The following is a 21,999-nucleotide window of genomic DNA, read 5'->3' on the forward strand; positions in this document are numbered from 1 at the left end:
GGCAAAGCAAGTGGCCCCGGACAGCGTGCCGGACCGGGTTAGCCGGGCGACACGCCCCGCAGCTTCTCCGACCGCCGCCGCAGCAACTCCACCGTGGTCAGAAGCGCGATGGAGACGATCACGAGGATCGTGGCAACGGAGAGAATTGCCGGCGAGATCTGCTCCCGGATGCCGTTCCACATTTGACGCGGAATCGTCTGCTGATCGTGGGCGGCGACAAAGAGCACCACCACCACCTCGTCAAAGGAGGTGACGAACGCGAAGAGCGCGCCCGATATCACGCCCGGCAGGATCAGTGGCATGGTGATCTTGAAGAAGGTCGTCGTGGGATCGGCGCCAAGCGACGCGGACGCCCGGGTAAGAGAGTGATCGAAGCCCACCAGCGTCGCCGTCACCGTGATAATGACGAAGGGGATTCCGAGCGTCGCATGCGCCATGACGATACCGAGATAGGTATTTGCCAGCCCGGTTGCCGAGTAGAAGAAGAACAGTCCGGTTGCGGTAATGATGATCGGCACGATCATTGGCGAGATCAGGATTGCCATGATCGAGCGGCGGAACGGCATCTCCGGACGCGAGAGCCCGAGCGCGGCGACCGTGCCGAGGACCGTTGCGAGGATGGTGGAGAAGAAGCCAATGATTACGGAGTTCTTCGCGGCGTTGATCCAGGCCGCGTTGGCCCAGGTATCCGCCCACCAGGAGCTGTCGCGCGGCGCGTCCGGGTTGGTCATGCCAAAGGTCAGCAACATGTCGTACCAACGGGTCGAATACCCCGTCGGGTCGAGCGCCAGCATCTTCTCGGTGAATGTGAAGTAGGGTTCGGCATTGAAGCTGAGCGGGATGACGATCAGGATCGGTGCGATCAGGAAAAGGAAGATCAATGCACAGATCACCAGATAGGTGTAATGCCAGATCTTCTCCAGCGGGGATGCGTAGCTTTGCAGGGCCATGGCGTGTCTCCGGATCCGGCGGCCGGGGGGCCAGCCCCCCGGACCCCCCGGGATATTTACGGACAGAAGAAGATGACAGGGTGCGGCATCATCCGAGTTTCAGGTTGTCGATGCCGACCAGCCGGTCGTAGAGCCAGTAGAGAAGCAGCACGCCGGCCAGCAGAAGCGAGGCGAGCGCCGCCGCAAGCGACCAGTTGAGCGACTTCTGCATGTGGAAGGCGATCAGGTTGGAGATCAGCTGGCCCGACGAGCCACCGACCAACGCCGGCGTGATGTAGTAGCCGACGGCAAGTATGAAGACCAACAGCCCCCCTGCCCCGATCCCCGGCACCGTCTGCGGTAGGTAGACGCGCCGGAATGCCGTCCAGGAGGTTGCGCCGAGCGAGCGCGCCGCGCGAACGTAGGACGGGTCGATCGGTCGCATCACGGAGTAGAGCGGCAGCACCATGAAAGGCAGAAGGATGTGGGTCATGGCGATGACCGTGCCTGTCTGGTTGTAAATCATCTGAAGGCGGTTCTCGTCACCGATCAGGCCGGTTGCCACCCAGACGTCATTGATTACCCCCTGGCTCTGCAAGAGCACGATCCAGGATGTCGTGCGCACCAGGAGCGAGGTCCAGAACGGCAGCAGCACGAAGATCATCAACAGGTTCGAATGCCGGAGCGGCAGCGTTGCCAGCAGGTGGGCGATCGGGAATCCCAGCACCAGCGTCAGGAGCGTGATGAAAGCCGACAGGACCAGCGTGCGTTTGAAAAGGAGGATGTATACGGCGCGCTCTTCCTCGACCTTGACCACGTTGCCGTCAGCGTCGCGGGTGTAGTCCAGCGCAGCGAGGTAGAAATCGACCGTAAAGGATTTCGAGGCATTGCGCATCGCGCTCCAGAGCCGCGGGTCCGCCCAGTCTTCGTCTATGTCGAGCAGGGCTTCCTTGAAGGGCGGCTCCAGCTTTTCGGCACGGCGGGCCGACTTGGTGAACATGGAGCGCGTTCCGGACACTTCGTAGTTGATCCGTGTCCCGATCTGGCCGATCGACTTAGTCTCACGCGCATGGGCGAGTCCGGCGGCAAGCGCGGCGTAGGCAGCCTCATCAGGCTCGGTGCCCACCGGATTCTCGTCGAACCACGCGCGCAGATCGACCATGAGCGGGACCTTTTCACCCGTATCGCGGTCTTTCCACGAGTAGAAGGCGGGGTTGTTCACCGACATCGAGAGCATCTGACCGATGGGGATGAGGAAGGTCACCACAACGAAGAGCAACAGCGGTAACACCAGATAGAAGGCGCGCCGCCGATTTCGGGCCTGGGCTCGCGCCAGCGCCGCTTTCAGTGGCTTGCCATCGGCTGTTGTCAGTGTCTCGCTGCGAGACGGGTCGGATACTGCGTCGGACATACGGTCTCCCGACAATCTGTAGAATGGATCGCACGGACCGCGGGGGGCCTGCGTCCTGCCCCGGCATCAAGCGCCGGGGACAGGTTGTTTTTTTTGAGCAGCTCGGCTCAGCCTGCGAGCCAGGCGTTGAATCGCTCGTTCAACTCCGTGTCCCGGTCCGCCCAGAACTCGAAATCCGACGGCAAGGCCTTCTTCAGGTTTTCAGCCGCGGTGGGCATGTGCGGGCCCATCTCCGTCTTGCCGTCCTGGTAGAGGCCGACGAGCGGTCCGGAAGACTTTCGGGCAGGACCGTAGCTGATCCACTTGGCTTGCTCGGCGAGTTGTTCGGTCTCGGTGGAGAAGACCAGGAAATCGAGCGCGGCCTCAAGGTTCGGCGCGCCTTTCGGAATGACGTAGCCGTCATATTCATACACCTGGCCATCGAACACGGTCACGAAGGGTTGTCCCTCGCCAACGGCGGCGTTGAAGATCCGGCCATTGTAGGCGGTTGTCATGGAAACCTCGCCGTCAGCCAGAAGCTGCGGCGGCTGCGCACCGGCTTCCCACCAGACGACGCTGTCCTTGATCGTGTCGAGCTTGGCAAAGGCACGGTCGACGCCTTCATCGGTCTCCAGCATTTCATAGACTTCCTCCGGTGCAACACCGTCGGCCATCAGCGCCATTTCGAGGTTTGCCTTGGCGCCCTTGCGCAAACCGCGTTTACCGGGGAAGGCCTCCAGATCGAAAAAATCGCTGATGCTGGTAGGCGGAGTGTCCGCGAATTTCGTCGAATCGTAGGCGAAGATCGTCGAAAACACGATGGTCGTCACAAGGCAGTCAGTGACGGCGCCCGGGAGGAAGTCGTCCATCGCGGGTGTGCCATCGGCGCCGTCTGGCAGAATCGCCGGATCGATCTCTTCCAGCAAGCCCTCGTCGCACAGGCGTACTGCATCGGCGTATTCCACGTCGGCGACATCGATGGTGACGTTGCCAGCTTCGACCTGCGCTTTGATCGGTGTCGCCGGGTTGTCGGCATCGACCGAAATGACCTTGATGCCGGTCTTCTCGGTGAACGGTTTGTGGTAGGCCTCTATCTGCGACTTACCGTAGGCACCGCCCCAGCTCATCACAGATATTTCCTGTGCAGCGGCGCTCATGGCAAAGCCTGCCAGTGCCGTCGTCAGGATAAGGGTCTTCTTCATGGTCGTCTCCCTGTTGGACACATGTTGGGTGCCGCGTTTTTTTTCTCCGCGCGCACCAGGAATTCGGTCACATCGCGTCGAGCGCGCGAGCGTCCTGTGGATGCCAGCTGATCGGTAGTTTTCGGCCGGGCTGAAGGCGCTCTTGCCCAAGCATATTGCGCGACTTCATCACGAAGTCATCGTGGCCGGCCACGCGCAATCTAGTACGGAAACTGTCGCCCATATAGATGAATTCGAGCACTTCCGCTTCGATCGTATGCGCGCCCTCGTCAAAGTTTTCCGGTTTGAACTCAACGCGTTCCGGCCGGATGGAAACCAGCGTCTCCTGACCCACTGAGGTCACGTTCACCGGGGTCGCGTCGATCAGCTCACCGGTTTTCAAACGAACCACAGCCTTGTCCGCTTCTATCCCTTCGATCTTCCCTTCAAGGCGATTGTTCTCGCCAATGAACCCCGCGACAAAGCTGTTTTGGGGCCGTTCGTAGAGTTCGTCGGGTGGCGCGAGCTGTTGGATCACCCCGTCGTTGAATACGGCAACGCGGTCCGACATCGTCAGCGCCTCGGTCTGATCGTGTGTCACGTAGACCACCGTTATGCCGAGTTTCTCGTGCAGATGCTTGATTTCGAACTGCATGTGCTCGCGTAGCTGCTTGTCGAGCGCCCCGAGCGGTTCGTCCATCAACACCAGCTCCGGTTCGAACACCAGCGCCCGGGCCAATGCCACCCGCTGCCGCTGCCCACCGGAAAGCTGAGCTGGGCGTCGGGCGCCGAAGTCGCCCATCTGAACCATCTCCAGCGCCGTGTGAACGCGGGCTTCGCGGTCGGTCTTCGCCTCACCCCGAACCTCGAGCGGAAATGCCAGGTTCTCGGCAACGGTCATATGCGGAAAAAGCGCGTAGTTCTGGAACACCATACCGATGCCGCGCTTGTGCGGCGGTATATTGTTGATTGGCTTGCCATCGAGCCTGATATCGCCGTGCGTGGCGGTTTCGAAGCCGGCCAGCATCATCAGGCAGGTGGTCTTGCCAGAGCCGGAAGGTCCGAGCATCGTCAGAAACTCGCCTTTTGGCATCTGGAGGTTGAGGTCTTTGACGACGAGTGTTTCGCCATCATAGCTCTTCTGTACCCTGTCGAACTCGACAAAGGGCGGATCGGCTGGCTCAGTCAAAGCAGCTCCTGTTGGACACTTCTTGCGTTCTTTGTTCGCGACGCAATTTGCTTTCACGGACTAAAGCAACCCAGATCGCTCAATGCAATGCCCAAACACAGCCCATTTGCTGTCAAAACCGACATGCGCCGCCGATTTGATCGGAGTTTCCGTTGCGTTTGCCCGAGAAACCGGCAAGTGACGCGCAGATTTTCGACGCGCCATTGCGGGGTGCGCCGGTCCTACTGGCAGGCGACCAAGCCCGACGCCATTGAACGCATCATCGCTTCATAGAGCCCTGCACCCCGCGGCAAACCCACACCTATCGGGTCGATGACGGTCGTTTGGGCCGTTCCGTTCTTAACGACGGCCTGAACAAGGTCCGGATTGAATTGCGGCTGCGACACTACACAGTCAATGGACCGGGACGCCACCTCATCGCGCAACTCGGCAATCCTCGCAGCACTCGGACCGGCGGCGTCGCTCAGCGTGATCGCGCCGACAGCCTGAATCCCGAACCTCCGTTCGAAGTACTGGTAGGCGTCGTGAAAGACCACGTAGCGAATATTCCGGATCGGCGAGAGGTCGCTTGCGATTTCCGCTTCCATCTTGTCCAGCCTTGCCTGAGCCGACCGCGCGTTGGATTCGTAGGTCCCAGCATTGTCCGGATCGGCCACCGACAATGCCTCCGCAATCGCAGCCAGCCAGACGCGCGCATTTTCCGGGTCGAGCCAGGCATGGGGATCTAGACCTTCGTGGGCGTGATCGTGGTGGTCATTTCCATCATGGTCGTCATGACCATCGTCACCGGTGCCTTCGTGCTCGTCGTGCTCGTGACCGGCCTCATGCCCATCGTCATGATCATCATGTGTGTGCTCGTCGCCTCCCGCAAATATCGCTGTCTCCCTGAACTCGTGGATCACCGAACCTGGCACATCCAACAATTCCAGAACGTCGGCGCCCTCTGCCAGCGTTGCGATCGGATCTTCAAGCCAAGGCGTGAGCGCCTCGCCCATCCAAACCACTACGTCGGCATCGGACAGGGCGCGTGCTTCGGAAGGGCGCATGGCATAGCTGTGCGGCGAGGCACCGGGCGGGACAGTCAATGCCGGTTCGCCCAGCTCACCCATGACCTGTGCCACCAGCGAGTGTACGGGCGCGATATCGGTTGCGACGGTCGGAACATCGGCGAAAGCGAGGGTCGGCAACAGGATTGCGGCAGCACAGGGTCTCGCGATATGTCTCGGCATCCGGGCACTCCATTTCTCGGTGGCGGCGTGGTAGTTGATACGTTATAACAGTTCAAGGAAATTCGGAGAGGTTATGACAGATCGGATGGAGGCCAGCCGGCCGGTCGGGTTTCAGCGCCACGACCATGGCGATTGCGTCAGTTCCGCGATTGAATCGGCCGAGGCCCGGTGCCGTGAGGATGGCCTGCGCTTCACCCCGGTTCGGCGGCGCGCGCTGGAAATCCTTCTCGAAGAACACCAGGCAATGGGCGCCTACGACGTCCTGAAACGACTGCAGGAGGAAGGGCTCGGATCACAACCGCCGGCCGCCTATCGTGCGCTCGACTTCCTTGTCAGCCATGGATTTGCGCATCGGGTGGAACGCCTCAATGCCTTCGTCGCCTGCACCCATCCGGGCGCGGATCACGTCCCGGCCTTTCTGATATGCACTAAATGTGAACGCGTGGCCGAAACCGTGTCCATTCCCGCTCGGAACCTGCTGGACGCCGCGGCCGAACACACCGGGTTCACTATCGACACGGTTCTGGTCGAGGCAGAGGGACTCTGCGCCGCCTGCCAGGAGAGGCGAAGCGCGTGACCGCCTCGGAGCCGCTTGTCGCGATCCGCGGCCTTTCGGTCCGTCTGGGCGATCACGACATCCTCGCCAATATCGACCTGGATATACATCCGCGCGAGATCGTGACGGTCGTGGGCCCGAACGGTTCCGGGAAATCCACGCTGGTACGGGCGATTATCGGTGCGCTTCGTCCGTCCCGAGGCTCCATCGCACGTCGCCCCGGATTGCGGCTCGGCTACGTGCCGCAAAAGCTGCACATCGATCCGACACTTCCGATGACCGTGGCCCGGTTTTTGAGCCTCCCGAACCGGCGACGCGCGCAGGACATCGCCGATGCGTTGCACACTGCCGGGTTGCCAGACCTTCACGGGCGCCAGATGTCGGCGCTGTCGGGCGGCCAATTCCAGCGTGTCCTGCTGGCCCGGGCCTTGCTCGAACAACCGGACCTGCTGTTGCTTGATGAACCGACGCAGGGGCTCGACCAGCCCGGCTCGGCCGCATTCTATCACCGGATCGAGGAGGTGCGGGAGCGAGTCGGCTGCGCGGTCCTGATGATCAGCCACGAGTTACACGTCGTCATGAGTGCCTCCGACCGTGTCGTGTGCCTCAACGGGCACGTTTGCTGCCACGGAACGCCGGAAGTCGTGGCCACGGCGCCGGAGTACAGGGCGCTCTTCGGTACCGGCACGCAGGGCGCGCTGGCACTCTACCGCCACACCCACGACCACGCGCATGACCACGATCACCCGCAACCGGAACACCATCACAAGGACCACGCGATCTGATGCTCGACGACTTCATGATCCGTGCCGCACTGGCCGGCGTCGGCACTGCGTTGGCCGCCGCCCCGTTGGGGTGTTTCGTCGTCTGGCGCCGTATGGCCTATTTCGGCGATGCGACTGCCCATGCGGCGATGCTCGGCGTCGCCCTGGCGTTGGCATTTGAAACGTCGGTCTTCGGCGGTGTGCTGGCGGCGGCTCTCCTTATGGGTGTGACCGTCACCACGCTCTCGGGCCGCGGATTCGCTGCGGACACGGTCCTGGGCGTATTGGCGCATTCGTCTCTGGCCATCGGCCTCGTGGCGGTTTCCTTCCTTTCCGGGATCCCGATTGACCTCATGGGTTACTTGCTGGGCGATATCCTCGCAGTCGGCAAGTCGGACCTGGCTGTCATCTGGGGCGGCGCGCTCGCGGTCAACGCGCTGATTGCCTGGCGATGGTCAGCCCTTCTCACCGCCACGGTGGGGAGCGATCTGGCCAAGGCGAGTGGAATGGATCCTCAGCGCGAGCAACTGGCCCTGACGCTATGCCTCGCCGTGACAGTGGCGATTGCGATTAAAGTCGTCGGCGTTCTTCTGATCGCCGCATTGCTCGTCATCCCGGCCGCCACCGCGCGCAGCTTGTCGCGCACGCCCGAAGCGATGGCCGTCACCGCAGCAGGCCTGGGGAGCTTGGCTGCGCTCGGCGGGCTCGGTCTTTCGTACCGGCTTGACACCCCGACCGGACCCACAATCGTTAGTCTGGCCGCCGCGATGTTTCTGGCATCCGTGCTGATCACCGGTCTACGCCAGACCACGTAACGTAAGGTCATGTCCCACATCACCGGTCCGAGGTCGGCACCAACGCCGGATCGCCGAGGCAAACATCGGCCGGATAGCGCCTGCATCGGAGATCGAAAACGGGAGACGCCGCCGGATTTCCACTTGTACCTGAGGTAGCAATTCCATACATCAAAGGCATGACCGAGATTGAGTTGAAATTCGTCCTCGATGAGGACGGTACGAAACGCCTGCGGAGCAGCCTGAAGCAATTGCAACTGGCCGAGAGTGGCGTTCATTCGCGCAATTTGCGCAGCGTCTACTACGACACAGAAGATCACCGCCTGCACGAAGCCGGTATCGCCCTTCGGATGCGCCGGGATGGTCGCCTCTGGATCCAAACAGTCAAGTCGGATGTGACGCTTAACGGCGGGCTGATGCGGACGCGGGAAGTTGAGCAACATGCCCCCGGCGGCCGTCTCGATCTGTCGTTGATCCCGGATCTCACATTGCGCTTGCAGATCGAAGAAACCGTTGGTGATGGCGAACTTGCACCGGTTTGCGAAACCCAGATGAAACGAAGTGCAAGCACATTGACGATGGAGAACGGATCGAAGGTTGAACTGGCCATTGACACCGGGGAGATCGTTGCCGGCGAGGTGAGTGCCCCGTTTCGAGAGGCCGAGTTGGAGTTGAAGGAAGGGGATGTGGACTCGCTCTACGACCTCACCTCACGGCTGTTTCCCGAAGGGGGGCTCCACCTCTCGACCCTACCTAAGTCGGCTCGCGGTTATATGCTGGCCGAAACCGGAACCATCGAGACCGAGGTCGCACCGCGCAACGCGTACGGCGTGCCGCTCACATCCGAAATGACCTCCGAGATCGCGGCGCGAGACGTCTTGCGCGAGTGTTTCGAACAGATTTCCGCGAATGTGGACGTGGTACTCGATACCACCGCTCCGGAGGGGCCGCACCAGCTGCGCATCGGGTTGCGGCGCCTGCGATCTGCCTTCGGGATCTTTCGCCCCATTATCGGGCACCCGGAGTTGCAGCGGCTCAATGAAGAGGCCAAGTTCATCGGCTCGGAGGTCGGCGCGCTGCGCGACCTCGATGTCGTGATCACAGACATCATTGATCCCGCCGAGGAAGAACACCCCAATGAACCCGGCTTCCGGGCATTGCGGACGGCTATCGACTCGCGGCGCGAACACGTTCGGACGACGCTGCGCGAATTACTGCGCGGGCCGAGAGTGCAGACTTTCCAAATCGACCTGGCGCGCTTCATCGAGACGCGGCGCTGGCTGGCGCCGGAAGATTTTGAGCAGACCGCCCGTCTGGCACGGCCGATCCGCGATCACGCCCAAACCGCGCTCAACAAGCGGTGGAAATCCGTCCGCAAACACGCGCGTGGTATCGACCATCTCACAATCGATGAACGTCACGAACTTCGCAAAGAACTTAAGAAGCTTCGCTACACGATTGAATTCCTTGGCCCGCTCTATTCACAGAAGAAGGTCGCGGATTTCGTCAAGAGGATGAAGAAGCTGCAAAATGTCTTCGGCGATCTCAACGATCTCGCGATGGCAGAGGAGCTTTTGTGCAAACCCGACAGCCCCGGGGCCCGAAATGCCGCTGCACAGCGCGCTGTTGGCTGGGTTCTGGGCAGTCGCACCGTGCATTCTGAAGCCGCATGGTCCCATGCAAAGGAAATGTGGCACGGGGTCACCCGAACCGGACCGTTTTGGAAGTAATCTGGGCCGAAGTGCTTCCGGCGTTTCAGTTTTGGTGGCTCGTGTTGATCCGGGCGACAGGCGAATGGGGCGGGCCGGTTTTCACGCCGCGGTAGAATTGGCCGCACCCCGGACGACAGAATTCGCTGCCGCATACGGTCGAGCAGGTGTAGCTTTCTGGACCGCAAGCGGAAGGAGCGTGGAATGGATCTGAGCTATGAATCCTCAAGGATACAATCGCTGATCCTGGAGGAAATCGACCTGACGGGCATCCCCGCCGACCGTCTGGCTGCGTTCCACGCGCGGCTCGATGCGCATTTTCCCGCGCTCTTCGCACACATGCTGGAACTCTACGGTGGCCGCTACGACGCGTATCTCCATATCCGCCAACTCGTCGCCAACCTCGCCCGGTTCCAGAGACATATGGATCCCGCCAAACAGGAGGGGCGCGAGACCCGCTGGTACCAATCTCAGGACCAACTCGGAATGGCGGTCTACATCGACCTTTTCGCGGGCGATCTGCGTGGTCTGATCGACCGGATTCCCTATCTGGAACGGCTCGGGGTTACGTACCTCCACCTCATGCCACTTTACCTGGCGCCGGAAGGCGAGAACGACGGTGGATACGCCGTGTCGGACTACCGGCAGGTCAACCCGGCGCTCGGGTCGAATGCTGACCTGAAGGCACTGTCTGAGGCGCTGCACGCCCGTGGCATCCGGATGGTGATGGACTTCGTCTTCAATCATACCTCGCAAGAGCATCGCTGGGCGGAAGCCGCTCGGGACGGCGATCCGCGGTTCCGCCAGTTCTACTACCTGTTGGATGAAGCCGAAGCACAGGACTACAACCAGACCTTGCGCGAGATTTTTCCGCAAGTTCGCCGAGGTTCGTTCACGTGGAACGAAGCTTGCGGAAAGTGGGTCTGGACCACGTTCAATTCCTACCAATGGGATCTGAACTACGCCAACCCCGATGTCTTCGTGTCGGTCGCAGACGAGATGCTGCATCTGGTTGCGATGGGAGCCGATGTGCTGCGGCTCGACGCGCTGGCCTTCGTCTGGAAGGAGAAGGGCACGGTGTGCGAGAGCCTTCCGAAAGCGCACACGGTCATCCAGGCATTCAACCTATGCCTGCGGATCGCGGCGCCGCACGTCGTTTTCAAATCGGAGGCGATCGTACATCCTGACGAAGTCAACCGCTACATTGGGCTTGAGGAATGCGAACTCAGCTACAACCCGCTGATGATGGCGCTGATGTGGGAGAGTCTCGCCACGCGCCAGACCGAACTTCTTAACGCCTCGCTCGCAAAGAGCTTCGCCATCCCGGACGGCACGGCCTGGGTCAACTACATCCGCTGCCATGACGATATCGGCTGGATGTGGGACGATTCAATCTCGGAGGGTCTTGGCACAAACGGCTACGACCACCGACTGTTCCTGAACCAGTTCTACACCGGGCGGTTCGACGGCAGTTTTGCCTGCGGCGTGCCATTCCAGGAGAACCCTTCGACCGGGGATTGCCGCGTCTGCGGCACGTTGGCGTCCCTGGCGGGCGTTGAACAGGCGCTGGCAAGCGGCAATGCGCTCCACTTGGAACATGCCTTCGCCCGCATACGCCTTCTGCATGCAATCGTTCTTTCCGCACCAGGGTTGCCACTACTCTACCAGGGGGACGACCTGGGCGTTCTGAACGACCACTCGTACTTGAGCGATCCCGGTAAGCGCGAAGATTCCCGCTGGGTGCACCGCAAGGCGTTGACTGACGCGGATTTCACTGCGGCAGGCGACCTCGCGACTCCGCAAGGCCGTATCGCGGCCGACCTCGCGGAGCTCATCGCGCTGCGAAAGGCCCATGCGGTATTCGGTCCGTCGTCATTCCGGCTGGTCGATCTGGACAACCCACATCTCTTCGCATTCCTTCGAACGGGCGGGGAAGAGCGGCTGCTCGTTGTCGCCAATTTCAGCGAACACGTTCTGCCGCTCGCGCTGGATATTCCCGCCCTGATCGGCGGTACGGGCGAGGTCCGCGACCTTCTCGGCGGCGTCGCCTCACCTTTGGACCTTCGCGCACTGACGCTCGACAGCTATGCCGTCCACTGGTTCCATTGCAGGAAATAGCAGGCTCGCGGGCCCGCCAAGCATCACGGCCGCCCGACGCAAAGCGCGGCAGCCGGCCAAAGCGGGCTGCCGCAAGTTTTTATTTGGTATCGGGCGGCGTTACAGCGCCAGTCGCATATGCGGATTGCCATCCGAAGTTCGCTGCGGCGACACACCATCGGAGTCGATGGTCACGGTCACCCGGCGCCGATACGCCGAGAAACTCTCGAAGGTCACGACGTCCACCGGCTCGTCAAATTGCAGCGTGACGCGGTAAGCGTTTCCGCCGTCGAGTTGGCGAATCCCCAGCACCTCGCCGGCAAACGCCTGACTAAGATAGGCGCCTTGCACCCGGTCACCGGTCTGCACCGGTGGCATCGGACGGTTCGGGCGCGGCTGGTCGGCAGCGGCGCGCAGGGTGTTCCAATCGCGGTATCCGAATTGCGCGGCCAGCAGTTCCAGACTGCGTGAATGGCCAACGGGCGTGCCCGCGGTGGCAAGGCTCTCGCGAAGGCGGCGGGCCTGCGCCTTCAGCGCATTGACTGCGGGAAGGGTCGTGGGAAGGGTCGAATCTGTCATCTCGTGCCTCAATAGGACGCGGTTGGCGGTTCGATGGGCTCGCGTTGCATCCTGCCAGGCGTCTTGTCGGGCATGGGATGGTTTCGACTGTGGGGACTTCACCATAGCGCTGTCTACGCCTGCGAGCGGCCGGTGTCCCTGACCGTGCGCCTATCTGGGTATGACTGCCCCCGATTGCAAGGGGTCAGTTGCGCAAAACCACGCAGGGCACGCCGCCACCCCGCAGGCGGGTACATATTCGCTGTGCCTCCCCCCGGCTTCCGGCCCCGATCTGCACGGTCGCCTGACGCCCCGGCCGCGAAGGCAGGCGCATGTTGTGAAATGCGACTTCATAGTCATCGAGCAACGGTCGGCTCCTTCGGAGCCGTTCGTAGCGTTGTGTGGCAGTACCCCGACTTGGATGCGCCGCCACGATTACGCCCCAGGGTTGCACCGGAACGCGCGATTGGAAGTCGCGGAAGCGACGAGTCTCGGCGAGTGCGACGCAGGCGTTTTGAAAGGACACGTTCTCCTCCAGTGTGAGGTCGAGGCTCTCGGGAGGACGGTCGCGCCAGTCTCGAGCCGTAATCCCGGTGATCGTCGGCACATAACGCCGGGTTTCGAGCGGTATGGGGCGATCATCATGAAGGAAAGCCGCGGCACGTTCCTCGCCGGCATTGTAGGCAACCGCAGCCAACCCGATATTCCCGAAACGGTCGCGCAACTCGGCCAGGTATTTTGCCGAAGCCAACAGCGATTTCGCCGGATTGAAGGAATCGTCCAGTCGCCGCAAGGCCGCCGTTCCCGGCATGAATTGCGCAATACCCTCTGCGCCGGCAGGGCTGACGGCGGACGCGTCAAAGCGGCTCTCCTGCCAGATCAGCCGCACAAAGAAATCCCGGTCAAGACCGGCCTCGTCCGAGGTTGCCGCGATGGTGCGGCAGACATCCTGAGCGTAGCTTTGCGCAGATATGCAATACCGCCCGTCGGAGGTGCACCTAAGGGCAGCGCGCCCGAGGTCTGCAGGGCGTGCACGCGGGCGCGCATCGCTCGGCTCTGCAACACGCGCCGCCGGCCGCACCTGCGCATCCGCGGCGTTGGCAAGGGCCGCGCCATCTATCATGGATGCCGCCCAAACCGCGGCGCAGAGGCGGATGAGTTTTTGGCGCCCTGCGCCCATGGACCTCCCTCACGTCATCCAACTTGACCGCAGCCAACCTTGCGTCGACGGTCGGCCCAAAGCAGTTTCCGCAAGCCTGAAGGTCAGCAATCTCGCCCGTTCAGGCCGGCCGCACACGCGGTACGCGATCAACGGCCTTCGAAATGTGCCGGCCGTTTTTCCAGGAACGCAACCACTCCTTCCTTGAAGTCCCGGCTGAGCCCGCAGTCACCTTGAAGACGGGCTTCAAGCTCAAGCTGAGTACTCAGATCGTTTCCATAGCCTTCACGCAATGCTTGCTTTGCCGCACGATAGGCAGCCGTTGGCCCCTTCGCGAGGTGAAGCGCCCGCGCCTGCCAATGTGCCACGAAGTTCTCGTCCGGGACCGCCTCCCATATCATTCCCCAATTGTCGGCCTGACGCGCGGTGATCGGCTCTGCGAAGAGGGCCGCACCCATGGCTTTGGAGAAGCCCATTTGACGCGGCAACCAATAGGTACCGCCGGCATCGGGGATCAGACCGATCCGCGCGAAAGCCTGCAGGAAAACCGCGCTTTCCGCGGCGATCACGACATCGCAGGAAAGCGCCAGGTTGGCACCTGCCCCGGCCGCTGCGCCGTTGACCGCGGCGATTGTCGGCACCGGGCTTTCGGTGATCGCCTCAAGCATGGGAATATACTCGTCCCGCAAAGTGCGTTCGAGATCGATGTGACCAACATTCGCGCGGTCGCCCAGGTCCTGCCCCGAGCAAAAGGCCCGACCGGCGCCCGTAAGGACCACGACCCGCGCCTCGCTGCCGGCACGCTTCACCGCATGCGTGACCTCGGCCCGCATCTGGGTGTTGAGCGCGTTCATCACCTCTGGGCGATTGAGTGTTACCCGCGCTATATCCTCGCGGACCTCGTATTCGATTGCGTCGTAATGCACGCACACTTCTCCCTTCGTGCCGGAATGAACGGAGAATAGGTGCACCCGGTGGACGGAAAAAGGGGGTGCTCCGCAAACCCCTGCGTCAATCGTCGAGAATGTCCTTCAGACGGGCCTCTTCCTCGGCAGATAGTACCGTTGCGCCTGCATCGGGTGCTTGCCCACGACGGCGAACATAGGCAAGTCCGCCACCCGCGGCCAGCAACAGCATCGCGGGCCCTGCGATCCAGAGAATGAGGTTTGCCCCCTGAGTCGTCGGCTTCAACAGAACGTATTCGCCGTAGCGACCGACAACGTAGTCCAGAACCTCGTCGTTGCTGTCGCCCTCAAGCAGCCGTTCGCGCACCAGCACGCGCAGATCGGCGGCCAATTCGGCATTGGATTCGTCGATATTCTCGTTGCGGCAGACAAGGCAACGCAGCCCTTTGGATATATCCCGCGCCCGCGCCTCCAGTTCCGGATCGTCCAGAATCTCGTCGGGCGTCACCGCAAGCGACGGCTGGGCGACGAGAAGCGCCAGAACGACGAACAGGCGTTTCATTCCGCAGGCACTCCCCCGGCTGGCGCCTGGCGCCGGCGGGCGCCGGCGGCAATCCTGTACCGGCGGTCGGAGAGGGAAAACAGCCCGCCGATCCCCATGATGATACAGCCCGCCCAGATCCAGTTCGCGAAAGGTTTGATATAGGTGCGCACGGCAAAGCCGCCATCGGATTGCGCGTCGCCAATCACCAGATACACGTCGCGAAACACGCCATTGTCGATTCCGGCTTCGGAGGTCGGCATCTGGGCGACCGGATAGACGCGCTTCTCGGGAAGCAGCACGGCTACCTCTCGCCCGTTCTTGTAGACAGCCATGGTCGCCATCGTGGAGACGTAGTTCGGCCCTGGCACCTGCGAGACGTCGCGCAATTCGATCTCGTATCCGGCGTGCTCGAAACGTTCGCCAATCTGGGCAACACGAATATCCTCGCTCTCCCAGGCCGTCAGGCCGGCAATCCCGAAAAGCGTCACCGCAAGGCCGATATGGGCGATTGTTTTTCCCCAATCACCCCCAGGCAGGTTGCGCAGACGCCGCAGGCGACTGCCAATGTCCCCTCTCCCTCCGCGCGACCACAAATCGACCAAAGCGCCGAGCGTGACCCAAGTGGCAAGCGTGAGGCCGACCGGGGCAAGCATCGAGCCCCCCGTCTGCATCACCCAGACAAGCGCGCCGCCAGCCACGCTCAGCGCCAGAGCGCCCCATAGCGGCTGCATTGCGCGCCCCAGATGCCCCCGCTTCCATGGCAACATCGCACCGACCGGAAGGATCGCCGCCAGGGCGACCATGAAAGGCGTGAAGGCAGCATCAAAGAAAGGCGCACCGACACTCAGTTTCCGGCCGAGCGCAAGTTCGGCGACAAGTGGCCAGATCGTCCCGACAAAAACCACGAAAGCCGACACGGCCAGAAGGACATTGTTCGCGACCAGCGCGCTTTCCCGGCTAACCATCGCAAAGACGCCCTTGGCCTGCATGGCACTGGCTCGCGCTGCGAACAATGTGAGTGCACCGCCCATGAACACGGCAAGGATCATCAGGATGTAGACCCCGCGTTCAGGATCGTTCGCGAAGGCATGAACGGAGGTAATGACGCCAGAGCGAACGAGGAATGTGCCGATCAGAGAAAAGCCGAATGCCATGATCGCAAGCAGAATGGTCCAGGACTTAAGAGCCTCCCGCTTTTCCACCACGATGGCCGAATGCAACAGCGCCGCCGCCAAAAGCCAGGGCATGAAGGAGGCGTTCTCCACCGGGTCCCAGAACCAGAAGCCGCCCCAGCCCAGCTCGTAGTAGGCCCACCAGGAGCCGAGCCCGATTCCGATCGTCAGGAAGAGCCACGCGGCCAGCGTCCAGGGCCGCACCCAGCGGCCCCATGCGGCGTCGACACGGCCTTCGATCAGGGCGGCAATGGCAAATGAGAACGCCATGGAAAGGCCGACGTAGCCCAGGTAGAGGAACGGCGGGTGAAACGCGAGCCCCGGGTCCTGCAGGAGCGGGTTGAGGTCCTCGCCGTTCATCGGCGGGGTCGCGAGCCGCAGGAACGGATTAGACGTGAAGAGTATGAAGCCGTAGAAGGCAACTGAAACTGCTGCCTGAACCGCCAGAACACGTGCCCTGAGAGAGGGGCGGAGGTTGCCACCGAACCAGGCCGCACACGCCCCGAAGAGCGCCAGGATCAGCACCCAGAGCAGCATAGAGCCCTCGTGGTTCCCCCAGACGCCGGAGACCTTGTAGAGCATGGGTTTTGCGGTGTGCGAGTTCAGAACCACCAGTCGGAGCGAGAAATCCGATGTGACGAAGGCATACGTCAGAGCCGCGAAGGATGCCGCCACGAGCAAGAACTGCACCGTTGCCGCCGGCCCGGCAACGGCCATCCATCCCGGCCATCGCCTGGCGGCGCCGACCATGGGCACGATCATCTGGACACAGGCGACGAGCGCCGCGAGGACGAGGGCGAAATGGCCAAGTTCGACTATCATGCCGCGGACACTATCGGAGGCCGCCTGTCACGGCAACGGAGCCAAGGTGCCGCACACACGGGATTGTGACGCCATGACCAACTGCGCTGCCGCGTGGGTCGCGCGCCCAAACCTATACCGACTGTTTCAATATCAGTGCCTTGCAAAACGCAGTTCATGCGGCAAGCAATGGATCAAACACCTGGTACCCTGCGCGCGACATCGCCACAGGATATTCGCCAGTTTCTAGCGCGACGGTTTCATCGGCACCGGCAGCCTCGCGGCCGGATAGGTCGCAGTCGCCGCAAATCGTTCGGTAGGGTCCTGCGGCGCCGCTCGCGCAGCGTTCCGGGTCCGTTTGCGGCCGGAAATGTCCGCCAGTCGCGCGATCCCGAACAAGGCCCCTACTCCGAGCGGCGGCAGCACCCAGTCCAACCACTCCGCCTGTGGAAGGGCAATCATCGTGGCCTGGAACAGCAGCGAAAAGATCGTGCCTACTGCGAATATCAAAAGCCCGTGCTGACCCAGCAGACGCACGGGCGCCGCGAACGGATGTGCCGAGGCACGGCTGACAACGGCCATCTGTGAGAGCAAGTAAGCCAGCGCCAAGATGTGCAGGAACCGCGGCGCAGCGAGGTAGGTCTTGTCATGCGAGGTAAAGATGAACGGCACGCCTGCCTTGGCCAGCCGGTGCATCTGGATATTGAAGAAGTCTTCCATGCCCGGCACGTATTTCCAGACCAGCACGAAAACGAGAAAGGCGGCTGACAGGCCAAAGAGCACGCGCGACTGCGGGAAGAAGTGCTTGCCCTGCCGCTGTGTGATGCCGACCAGCAGACCGATGACGAAGATCGCCTGCCAGGCGAACGGGTTAAAGAACCACCCGCCTTCGTTGGGGTAATTCGGCAGGTTCAGCCGGAAGAGGCCGGTCACGAGCCAGAGCCCGAGCGAGCCGAAGAAAAGTGCACGCGGCCACCGGAGCCCAACGAGTATGGCGACCGGAGCGCAGACAAGCAGGACCGAGTACGCCGGCAAAATGTTCACGTATCCGAACTGATGGGTCAGGATGGGCAGGCCGATCAGCCCTTCGGTCGGGTTGTGAAATACTTGCCGCATGTTGTTCTGCGTCAAGAGTTCGGGCAGGCCGGAAAACTTGTACGCAACCGCAAATATCGCGAGCGCGACAGCCGACAGAACCATCTGCACGATGTAGAGGCTCCAGGCGCGTTTCCACAGCGGTGCCACAGCATGCCAAAGCCCGTTGCGGGCACGCTCCGCAGGGAAGAACCGAGCCGTGTAGGCCAGGCCGGCCGCGATCCCGGACATAAGGAAGAACGCCTCGGCGGCATCGGCGAAACCGAGGTTGCGGATCGTCAGGTACTCGTACGGGTTTCCCGGCACATGGTTGATGAAGATCATCACCAGCGCGAGTCCGCGAAAGGCATCGATCCGCGGGTCACGCGCTCGCCGCGGCGGCGCGGAGGCGCCGCCCCGCAGTGGAAATGTCTCTGTCCTATGCCGGAACATGGGCGTCTCCCGCCCCTTGGCGACCCGCACCGGCAGTCGCGTCCTCGTCCGGATCGCACCAGGTTACGCTCCAGCGGGATTCGACGTCGTGGTAGGTCGCGATCACCGGCGAAAGCGACCCTTCTTCGGGTACGACAAAGAGCGCGTGGGTGAGCGGGCGCGAGGTCCAGGAAATGAGCAGCGGAGCGATGAGCATGGGCAGCCCGACCGGCAGCAGCCAGATCGTGAGATCGGGCGCAATCCACTCAACGGCAGCCATGGCGGTCGCGCCAATCAGCGTGATCCAGCGGCCCGCACGCCACCCGTCGGCCAGGGTCAGCAGCCCCTCGCCGCGTTGGTTGGCCGGCCAGCCGCCATCCTGCCCGGACAACACCTGAAGCACAGCCCGGCTGTGGTAGAGTAGCATGAGCGGTGCGAGGAGCGTCGTCAGGAATATCTCCGCCATAACCGAGAACACAGCCCGGGTTGCACCGCCGAAACCGGCAACCCGCCGCGACCAGATCGCCCCGGTCAGGATCGTCAATTTCGGGATCACCAGCAAACCGACGACACCGAAGGCAAGCATCGTGATTTCGCGCGTGCTGGTGTTCGGGAACACCGGGAAGAGCTGGTGCGGCTCCGGGAAGTAATCGGGCGGAGGTGCGGTCACGGTCCCAATGAAGGAGGCAATGAGAAAGGCCGCCCAAAGCAGCGAGACGACGTATGCGGTGATGTTCTGCAGAAAAACGAAACGGCTCCAAACCGTCAGCCCCGGCGCCAGCAAAAGGCGGGCGTGCTGCAGGTTGCCCTGGCACCAGCGCCGATCCCGGCGGGCGAAGGACAGCACGTTCTCCGGCCCCTCCTCGAAGGACCCCGCAATCGTCTGATCCACTTCGACCTTCCAACCAGCGCGCGCCAGCAAAGCTGCCTCCACGTAGTCGTGGCTCAGGATATGCCCACCAAACGGCGGCCGACCCGAGAGTTCGGGCAGGCCGCAACTTTCCGCGAACGCCCGAACGCGAACGATTGCGTTGTGCCCCCAGAACGGTCCGGTCGCGCCTTGCATCCGTGCCAAGCCGCGCGTAAAAATGGGCCCGTGGAAACTGGCCGCGAATTGCAATGCACGGCCAAAGAAAGAATGCGCCCCCACGATCTTTGGCAAGGTTTGCAGCAATCCCAACTCGGGGTCTGCCTGCATGCGTGCGATCATCTGACGGATCGCCGTACCCTCCATCAGGCTGTCGGCGTCGAGAATGACGGCGAGATCGTAGGCACTGCCCGAGGTTCGGACGAAATCCTCGATGTTCCCTGCCTTGCGCCCTGTGTTCTGACTGCGGCGGCGATAGAAGATGCGCCCCTCGCCGTCCGTTTCGCGCAGCAGTCGCGCAAAGGCGAACCGTTCACGTTGCGCCGATGCCGTGTCGCGCGTATCGGACAAGACAGCGATATCCGCCGCGACACCGGCTTCTGTGACCGATCGATCGATTGCCGCAATCCGGGCGAATGTTGTTAGCGGATCTTCATTACAGATCGGGACGAGGATCACTGTGCGCGGCTGCGGTATAGCCAGATCTGGCTGCACCTTCTGCCTTTCGCGACCAGGCGCTCCGATCAAGGCCAAGGACGCCCCCCAGGCCAGCCAGGCCGTGGTGAGAAAGATCAATCCCGAGCGGACGGCGTCCCAGATTCCAAACCCGTCGCGCGCCGCCGCTTCGGCCATCAGGATCGAGGCCGTCACGGCGGCGATCAGCGCGAAGGTCAGCGCAAGAGCACGGCAGAGACGCGTCACGGCGTCAGGCGCGAGGTTAGAATTCATAACTTTGATCCAGTGCGAAGACGCTACGCCTTACGGCGCGATAGCAGGAGCCGACCGAGTCCGGCCAGTTCCAGCCAGCTTGCCGGCCGCTCCAACGCCTGCTTCGGCATCGCAAGCGGCGCTGCCGGGGGAGCCCAGTGCTGGGGCGCCTCCGTCGAGAGAGCTTTCGGGCGAACGTCGTATTCAATCGAATTTACGCGTTGATCCATTGGGAAACCCATGTTTCGGTCAATGTTCGGTCGTAACCGGAAATCCCTGCCTTCAATTCGACGACTGCGCCGGGTTGTCCCCGAACTTCCAGAACCAGTCGCCACTCATCCTTGCCGTCCACAGGGCTGAGGACGGATTCGACAATTTCCCCGTTGATCGCGGTTGCGACTGGCTCCAGCTCGGCATTGCCGGGAAGTCGCCCGAGCAATCCGCCGGCGAAGTCGATCACGAACTTCCGCGTGCCGGTCTCTCCCTCCACACCTGCAACGCCACCCTTGCCGGTGCGCGTGCGCAGCACCCGGGCCAGTTCGCTAGGTGCGGCGCCCGGCGGCGTCATGCCCCAATGCAGACGGTAGGAGAACTCCAGCGAGTCGCCGGCGCGCGTCTTCCCCTCGGGCACCCAATAGGCGACGATATTGTCGTGCACCTCCAGATCCGAGGGGATCTCCATGAGCCGGACCGAGCCCTTGCCCCAATCGCCGATGGGCTCGACCATAAGCGACGGCCGACGCCCATAATGCGCCTGGGCGTCCAGGTAGTGTTCGAACGAGCGGCTGCGCTGCACGAGACCGAAAGACTTCGGGTTCATCGCGCCAAAGTAGGAACTCGCCAGTTCCGGCGGGTTGTTGAGCGGTCGGAAAAACGTTTCACCGGCGCCGGAGTTGACCACCAATGCCTCGCTATCGTGTACGGCGGCGCGGTAGTCATCGAACGCCCCCATGTCGGCTCCGCTGAAGAGGAACATCGAGGTGAGTGGCGCCACGCCGATCTGTTTGATATCCTTGCGAAGGAAGAGACGTGCAGTGACCTCCATCGACGTTGCGTCGCCGGGCGTGATCACGAAGCGGTACGCACCTGTGACGGACGGGCTGTCGAGCGCCGCGAAAAGCGTCACGGATCGGTCGCCTGCCATTGGGCGACGCACCCAAACCTCTGAAAAGCGCGGGAATTCCTCACCCTCTGGCATGCCGGTATTCACCGCAAGCCCGCGCGCACTCAGCCCATACGAGTTGTTTCGCCCGAGCGCACGGAAATAGCTCGCCCCCTGAAAGACGACGAGTTCGTCGAAAATGTCGGCGCGGTTGAGTGGCGTATGCAACCGAAAGCCCGCGACCCCCGGCATGTCTGCGTTTTCCGGCACGGACTCGGCAAGTAGCTCGTCATCATACTCGAAATCCGCCGTCGTGAAGGTCATCGGCCGGGCTTGGTCGCCCTCGACTTCATAGATCTTCACCGGTTCCTTGAAGAGCCACCCCGGGTGAAAAGCGTGCAGCCGGAAGGCAACGTCCTGCTCCTGCCAGCGGGCTTTTTCAGGACGAAAGCGAATGCGCTGGTAGGCATCGTAGTCCAGCTCTGCCAGAAAGCCGTGCAGCTGTTCCGGCGCGGAAAAAGCCTCACTTGCCGCGTTTTGCATTCGCGCGGTCAACCAGTCGAATGAAAACGTCTCTTGCATCGCCGGGGCGGCATCCTGCGCCCATACCACCGCGGGC

At 62.2% G+C, this 21,999-nt stretch carries 19 protein-coding genes; 5 read left to right on the forward strand and 14 right to left on the reverse strand.

Annotated elements, in window-relative coordinates; genetic code table 11:
- Nucleotides 1-38: 38 nt before the first annotated feature.
- The 5 genes from ARC39_RS20920 to ARC39_RS20940 form a co-directional block, all read right to left on the reverse strand.
- The gene (locus tag ARC39_RS20920) at nucleotides 39-950 is read right to left on the reverse strand and encodes an ABC transporter permease (RefSeq protein WP_068117387.1); all 912 of its coding nucleotides are present in this window, start codon (nucleotides 948-950) and stop codon (nucleotides 39-41) included.
- A gap of 88 nt (nucleotides 951-1,038) precedes the next feature.
- Complete coding sequence (locus ARC39_RS20925; protein WP_068117389.1) at nucleotides 1,039-2,340, reverse strand: ABC transporter permease; 1,302 nt, start codon at nucleotides 2,338-2,340, stop codon at nucleotides 1,039-1,041.
- Nucleotides 2,341-2,447: 107 nt separating this feature from the next.
- A complete protein-coding gene (locus tag ARC39_RS20930) occupies nucleotides 2,448-3,521 on the reverse strand; it encodes an ABC transporter substrate-binding protein (protein ID WP_068117392.1) in 1,074 nt (357 codons plus the stop codon).
- Nucleotides 3,522-3,588: 67 nt separating this feature from the next.
- Complete coding sequence (locus tag ARC39_RS20935; protein WP_068117395.1) at nucleotides 3,589-4,689, reverse strand: ABC transporter ATP-binding protein; 1,101 nt, start codon at nucleotides 4,687-4,689, stop codon at nucleotides 3,589-3,591.
- Between the two features lie 221 nt (nucleotides 4,690-4,910).
- On the reverse strand, nucleotides 4,911-5,918 hold the full coding sequence (locus ARC39_RS20940; RefSeq protein WP_068117398.1) for a zinc ABC transporter substrate-binding protein: 1,008 nt from the start codon (nucleotides 5,916-5,918) through the stop codon (nucleotides 4,911-4,913).
- Nucleotides 5,919-5,991: 73 nt separating this feature from the next.
- On the opposite strand from ARC39_RS20940, the gene ARC39_RS20945 reads away from it, so the two are divergent.
- The 5 genes from ARC39_RS20945 (at nucleotide 5,992) to ARC39_RS20965 (ending at nucleotide 11,859) form a co-directional block, all read left to right on the forward strand.
- Nucleotides 5,992-6,495, forward strand: a complete 504-nt coding sequence (locus ARC39_RS20945) for a Fur family transcriptional regulator (RefSeq protein ID WP_068117401.1) — start codon at nucleotides 5,992-5,994, stop codon at nucleotides 6,493-6,495.
- Nucleotides 6,492-7,259, forward strand: coding sequence for an ATP-binding cassette domain-containing protein (locus ARC39_RS20950; RefSeq protein ID WP_068117404.1), 768 nt, complete (start codon nucleotides 6,492-6,494; stop codon nucleotides 7,257-7,259). Before ARC39_RS20945 ends, ARC39_RS20950 begins: the two co-directional genes overlap by 4 nt.
- Nucleotides 7,259-8,053 carry a metal ABC transporter permease gene (locus ARC39_RS20955; RefSeq protein WP_068117407.1) on the forward strand — a complete coding sequence of 265 codons (795 nt, stop codon included), beginning with the start codon at nucleotides 7,259-7,261 and terminating at the stop codon, nucleotides 8,051-8,053. The genes ARC39_RS20950 and ARC39_RS20955 overlap by 1 nt, the downstream gene beginning before the upstream one ends.
- Nucleotides 8,054-8,211: 158 nt before the next feature.
- Entirely contained in the window at nucleotides 8,212-9,762 is a 1,551-nt protein-coding gene (locus ARC39_RS20960; protein WP_068117409.1) for a CYTH and CHAD domain-containing protein, read from the forward strand.
- A 183-nt stretch (nucleotides 9,763-9,945) separates the two neighbouring features.
- Complete coding sequence (locus ARC39_RS20965) at nucleotides 9,946-11,859, forward strand: alpha-amylase family glycosyl hydrolase (RefSeq protein ID WP_068117412.1); 1,914 nt, start codon at nucleotides 9,946-9,948, stop codon at nucleotides 11,857-11,859.
- Between the two features lie 99 nt (nucleotides 11,860-11,958).
- Here ARC39_RS20965 and ARC39_RS20970 read toward each other — a convergent pair whose 3' ends face one another.
- The 9 genes from ARC39_RS20970 to ARC39_RS21005 form a co-directional block, all read right to left on the reverse strand.
- Nucleotides 11,959-12,417 carry a glyoxalase superfamily protein gene (locus tag ARC39_RS20970; protein WP_068117415.1) on the reverse strand — a complete coding sequence of 153 codons (459 nt, stop codon included), beginning with the start codon at nucleotides 12,415-12,417 and terminating at the stop codon, nucleotides 11,959-11,961.
- Between the two features lie 184 nt (nucleotides 12,418-12,601).
- Entirely contained in the window at nucleotides 12,602-13,519 is a 918-nt protein-coding gene (locus tag ARC39_RS20975) for a lytic transglycosylase domain-containing protein (protein WP_161471001.1), read from the reverse strand.
- 185 nt (nucleotides 13,520-13,704) lie between these two features.
- Complete coding sequence (locus ARC39_RS20980; RefSeq protein WP_068117419.1) at nucleotides 13,705-14,481, reverse strand: enoyl-CoA hydratase-related protein; 777 nt, start codon at nucleotides 14,479-14,481, stop codon at nucleotides 13,705-13,707.
- Nucleotides 14,482-14,566: 85 nt separating this feature from the next.
- Entirely contained in the window at nucleotides 14,567-15,022 is a 456-nt protein-coding gene (locus ARC39_RS20985) for a cytochrome c-type biogenesis protein (RefSeq protein WP_068117422.1), read from the reverse strand.
- Nucleotides 15,019-16,998, reverse strand: coding sequence for a heme lyase CcmF/NrfE family subunit (locus tag ARC39_RS20990; protein ID WP_068117426.1), 1,980 nt, complete (start codon nucleotides 16,996-16,998; stop codon nucleotides 15,019-15,021). The genes ARC39_RS20985 and ARC39_RS20990 overlap by 4 nt, the downstream gene beginning before the upstream one ends.
- Nucleotides 16,999-17,223: 225 nt before the next feature.
- Complete coding sequence (locus ARC39_RS20995) at nucleotides 17,224-18,504, reverse strand: OpgC family protein (protein WP_078059389.1); 1,281 nt, start codon at nucleotides 18,502-18,504, stop codon at nucleotides 17,224-17,226.
- Nucleotides 18,491-20,299 carry a glucans biosynthesis glucosyltransferase MdoH gene (gene mdoH / locus ARC39_RS21000; protein WP_078059390.1) on the reverse strand — a complete coding sequence of 603 codons (1,809 nt, stop codon included), beginning with the start codon at nucleotides 20,297-20,299 and terminating at the stop codon, nucleotides 18,491-18,493. The genes ARC39_RS20995 and mdoH overlap by 14 nt, the downstream gene beginning before the upstream one ends.
- Nucleotides 20,300-20,322: 23 nt before the next feature.
- A complete protein-coding gene (locus ARC39_RS25715; RefSeq protein ID WP_149866503.1) occupies nucleotides 20,323-20,508 on the reverse strand; it encodes a hypothetical protein in 186 nt (61 codons plus the stop codon).
- Nucleotides 20,493-21,962 carry an OpgD/OpgG family glucan biosynthesis protein gene (locus tag ARC39_RS21005; RefSeq protein WP_068117609.1) on the reverse strand — a complete coding sequence of 490 codons (1,470 nt, stop codon included), beginning with the start codon at nucleotides 21,960-21,962 and terminating at the stop codon, nucleotides 20,493-20,495. Before ARC39_RS21005 ends, ARC39_RS25715 begins: the two co-directional genes overlap by 16 nt.
- Nucleotides 21,963-21,999 lie beyond the last annotated feature (37 nt).

The organism is Tropicimonas marinistellae (assembly GCF_001509585.1).
Classification (GTDB): domain Bacteria; phylum Pseudomonadota; class Alphaproteobacteria; order Rhodobacterales; family Rhodobacteraceae; genus Tropicimonas; species Tropicimonas marinistellae.

Coding starts and splice junctions, on each gene's coding strand:
- ARC39_RS20965 (WP_068117412.1), top strand. CDS start 9,946: ATGGATCTGAGCTATGAATCCTCAAGGATACAATCGCTGATCCTGGAG.
- ARC39_RS20940 (WP_068117398.1), bottom strand. CDS start 5,918: ATGCCGAGACATATCGCGAGACCCTGTGCTGCCGCAATCCTGTTGCCG.
- ARC39_RS20990 (WP_068117426.1), bottom strand. CDS start 16,998: ATGATAGTCGAACTTGGCCATTTCGCCCTCGTCCTCGCGGCGCTCGTC.
- ARC39_RS20945 (WP_068117401.1), top strand. CDS start 5,992: ATGACAGATCGGATGGAGGCCAGCCGGCCGGTCGGGTTTCAGCGCCAC.
- ARC39_RS20995 (WP_078059389.1), bottom strand. CDS start 18,504: ATGTTCCGGCATAGGACAGAGACATTTCCACTGCGGGGCGGCGCCTCC.
- ARC39_RS20960 (WP_068117409.1), top strand. CDS start 8,212: ATGACCGAGATTGAGTTGAAATTCGTCCTCGATGAGGACGGTACGAAA.
- ARC39_RS20970 (WP_068117415.1), bottom strand. CDS start 12,417: ATGACAGATTCGACCCTTCCCACGACCCTTCCCGCAGTCAATGCGCTG.
- ARC39_RS20955 (WP_068117407.1), top strand. CDS start 7,259: ATGCTCGACGACTTCATGATCCGTGCCGCACTGGCCGGCGTCGGCACT.
- ARC39_RS20985 (WP_068117422.1), bottom strand. CDS start 15,022: ATGAAACGCCTGTTCGTCGTTCTGGCGCTTCTCGTCGCCCAGCCGTCG.
- ARC39_RS20975 (WP_161471001.1), bottom strand. CDS start 13,519: ATGATAGATGGCGCGGCCCTTGCCAACGCCGCGGATGCGCAGGTGCGG.
- ARC39_RS20925 (WP_068117389.1), bottom strand. CDS start 2,340: ATGTCCGACGCAGTATCCGACCCGTCTCGCAGCGAGACACTGACAACA.
- ARC39_RS20930 (WP_068117392.1), bottom strand. CDS start 3,521: ATGAAGAAGACCCTTATCCTGACGACGGCACTGGCAGGCTTTGCCATG.
- ARC39_RS20920 (WP_068117387.1), bottom strand. CDS start 950: ATGGCCCTGCAAAGCTACGCATCCCCGCTGGAGAAGATCTGGCATTAC.
- mdoH (WP_078059390.1), bottom strand. CDS start 20,299: ATGAATTCTAACCTCGCGCCTGACGCCGTGACGCGTCTCTGCCGTGCT.
- ARC39_RS25715 (WP_149866503.1), bottom strand. CDS start 20,508: ATGGATCAACGCGTAAATTCGATTGAATACGACGTTCGCCCGAAAGCT.
- ARC39_RS21005 (WP_068117609.1), bottom strand. CDS start 21,962: ATGCAAGAGACGTTTTCATTCGACTGGTTGACCGCGCGAATGCAAAAC.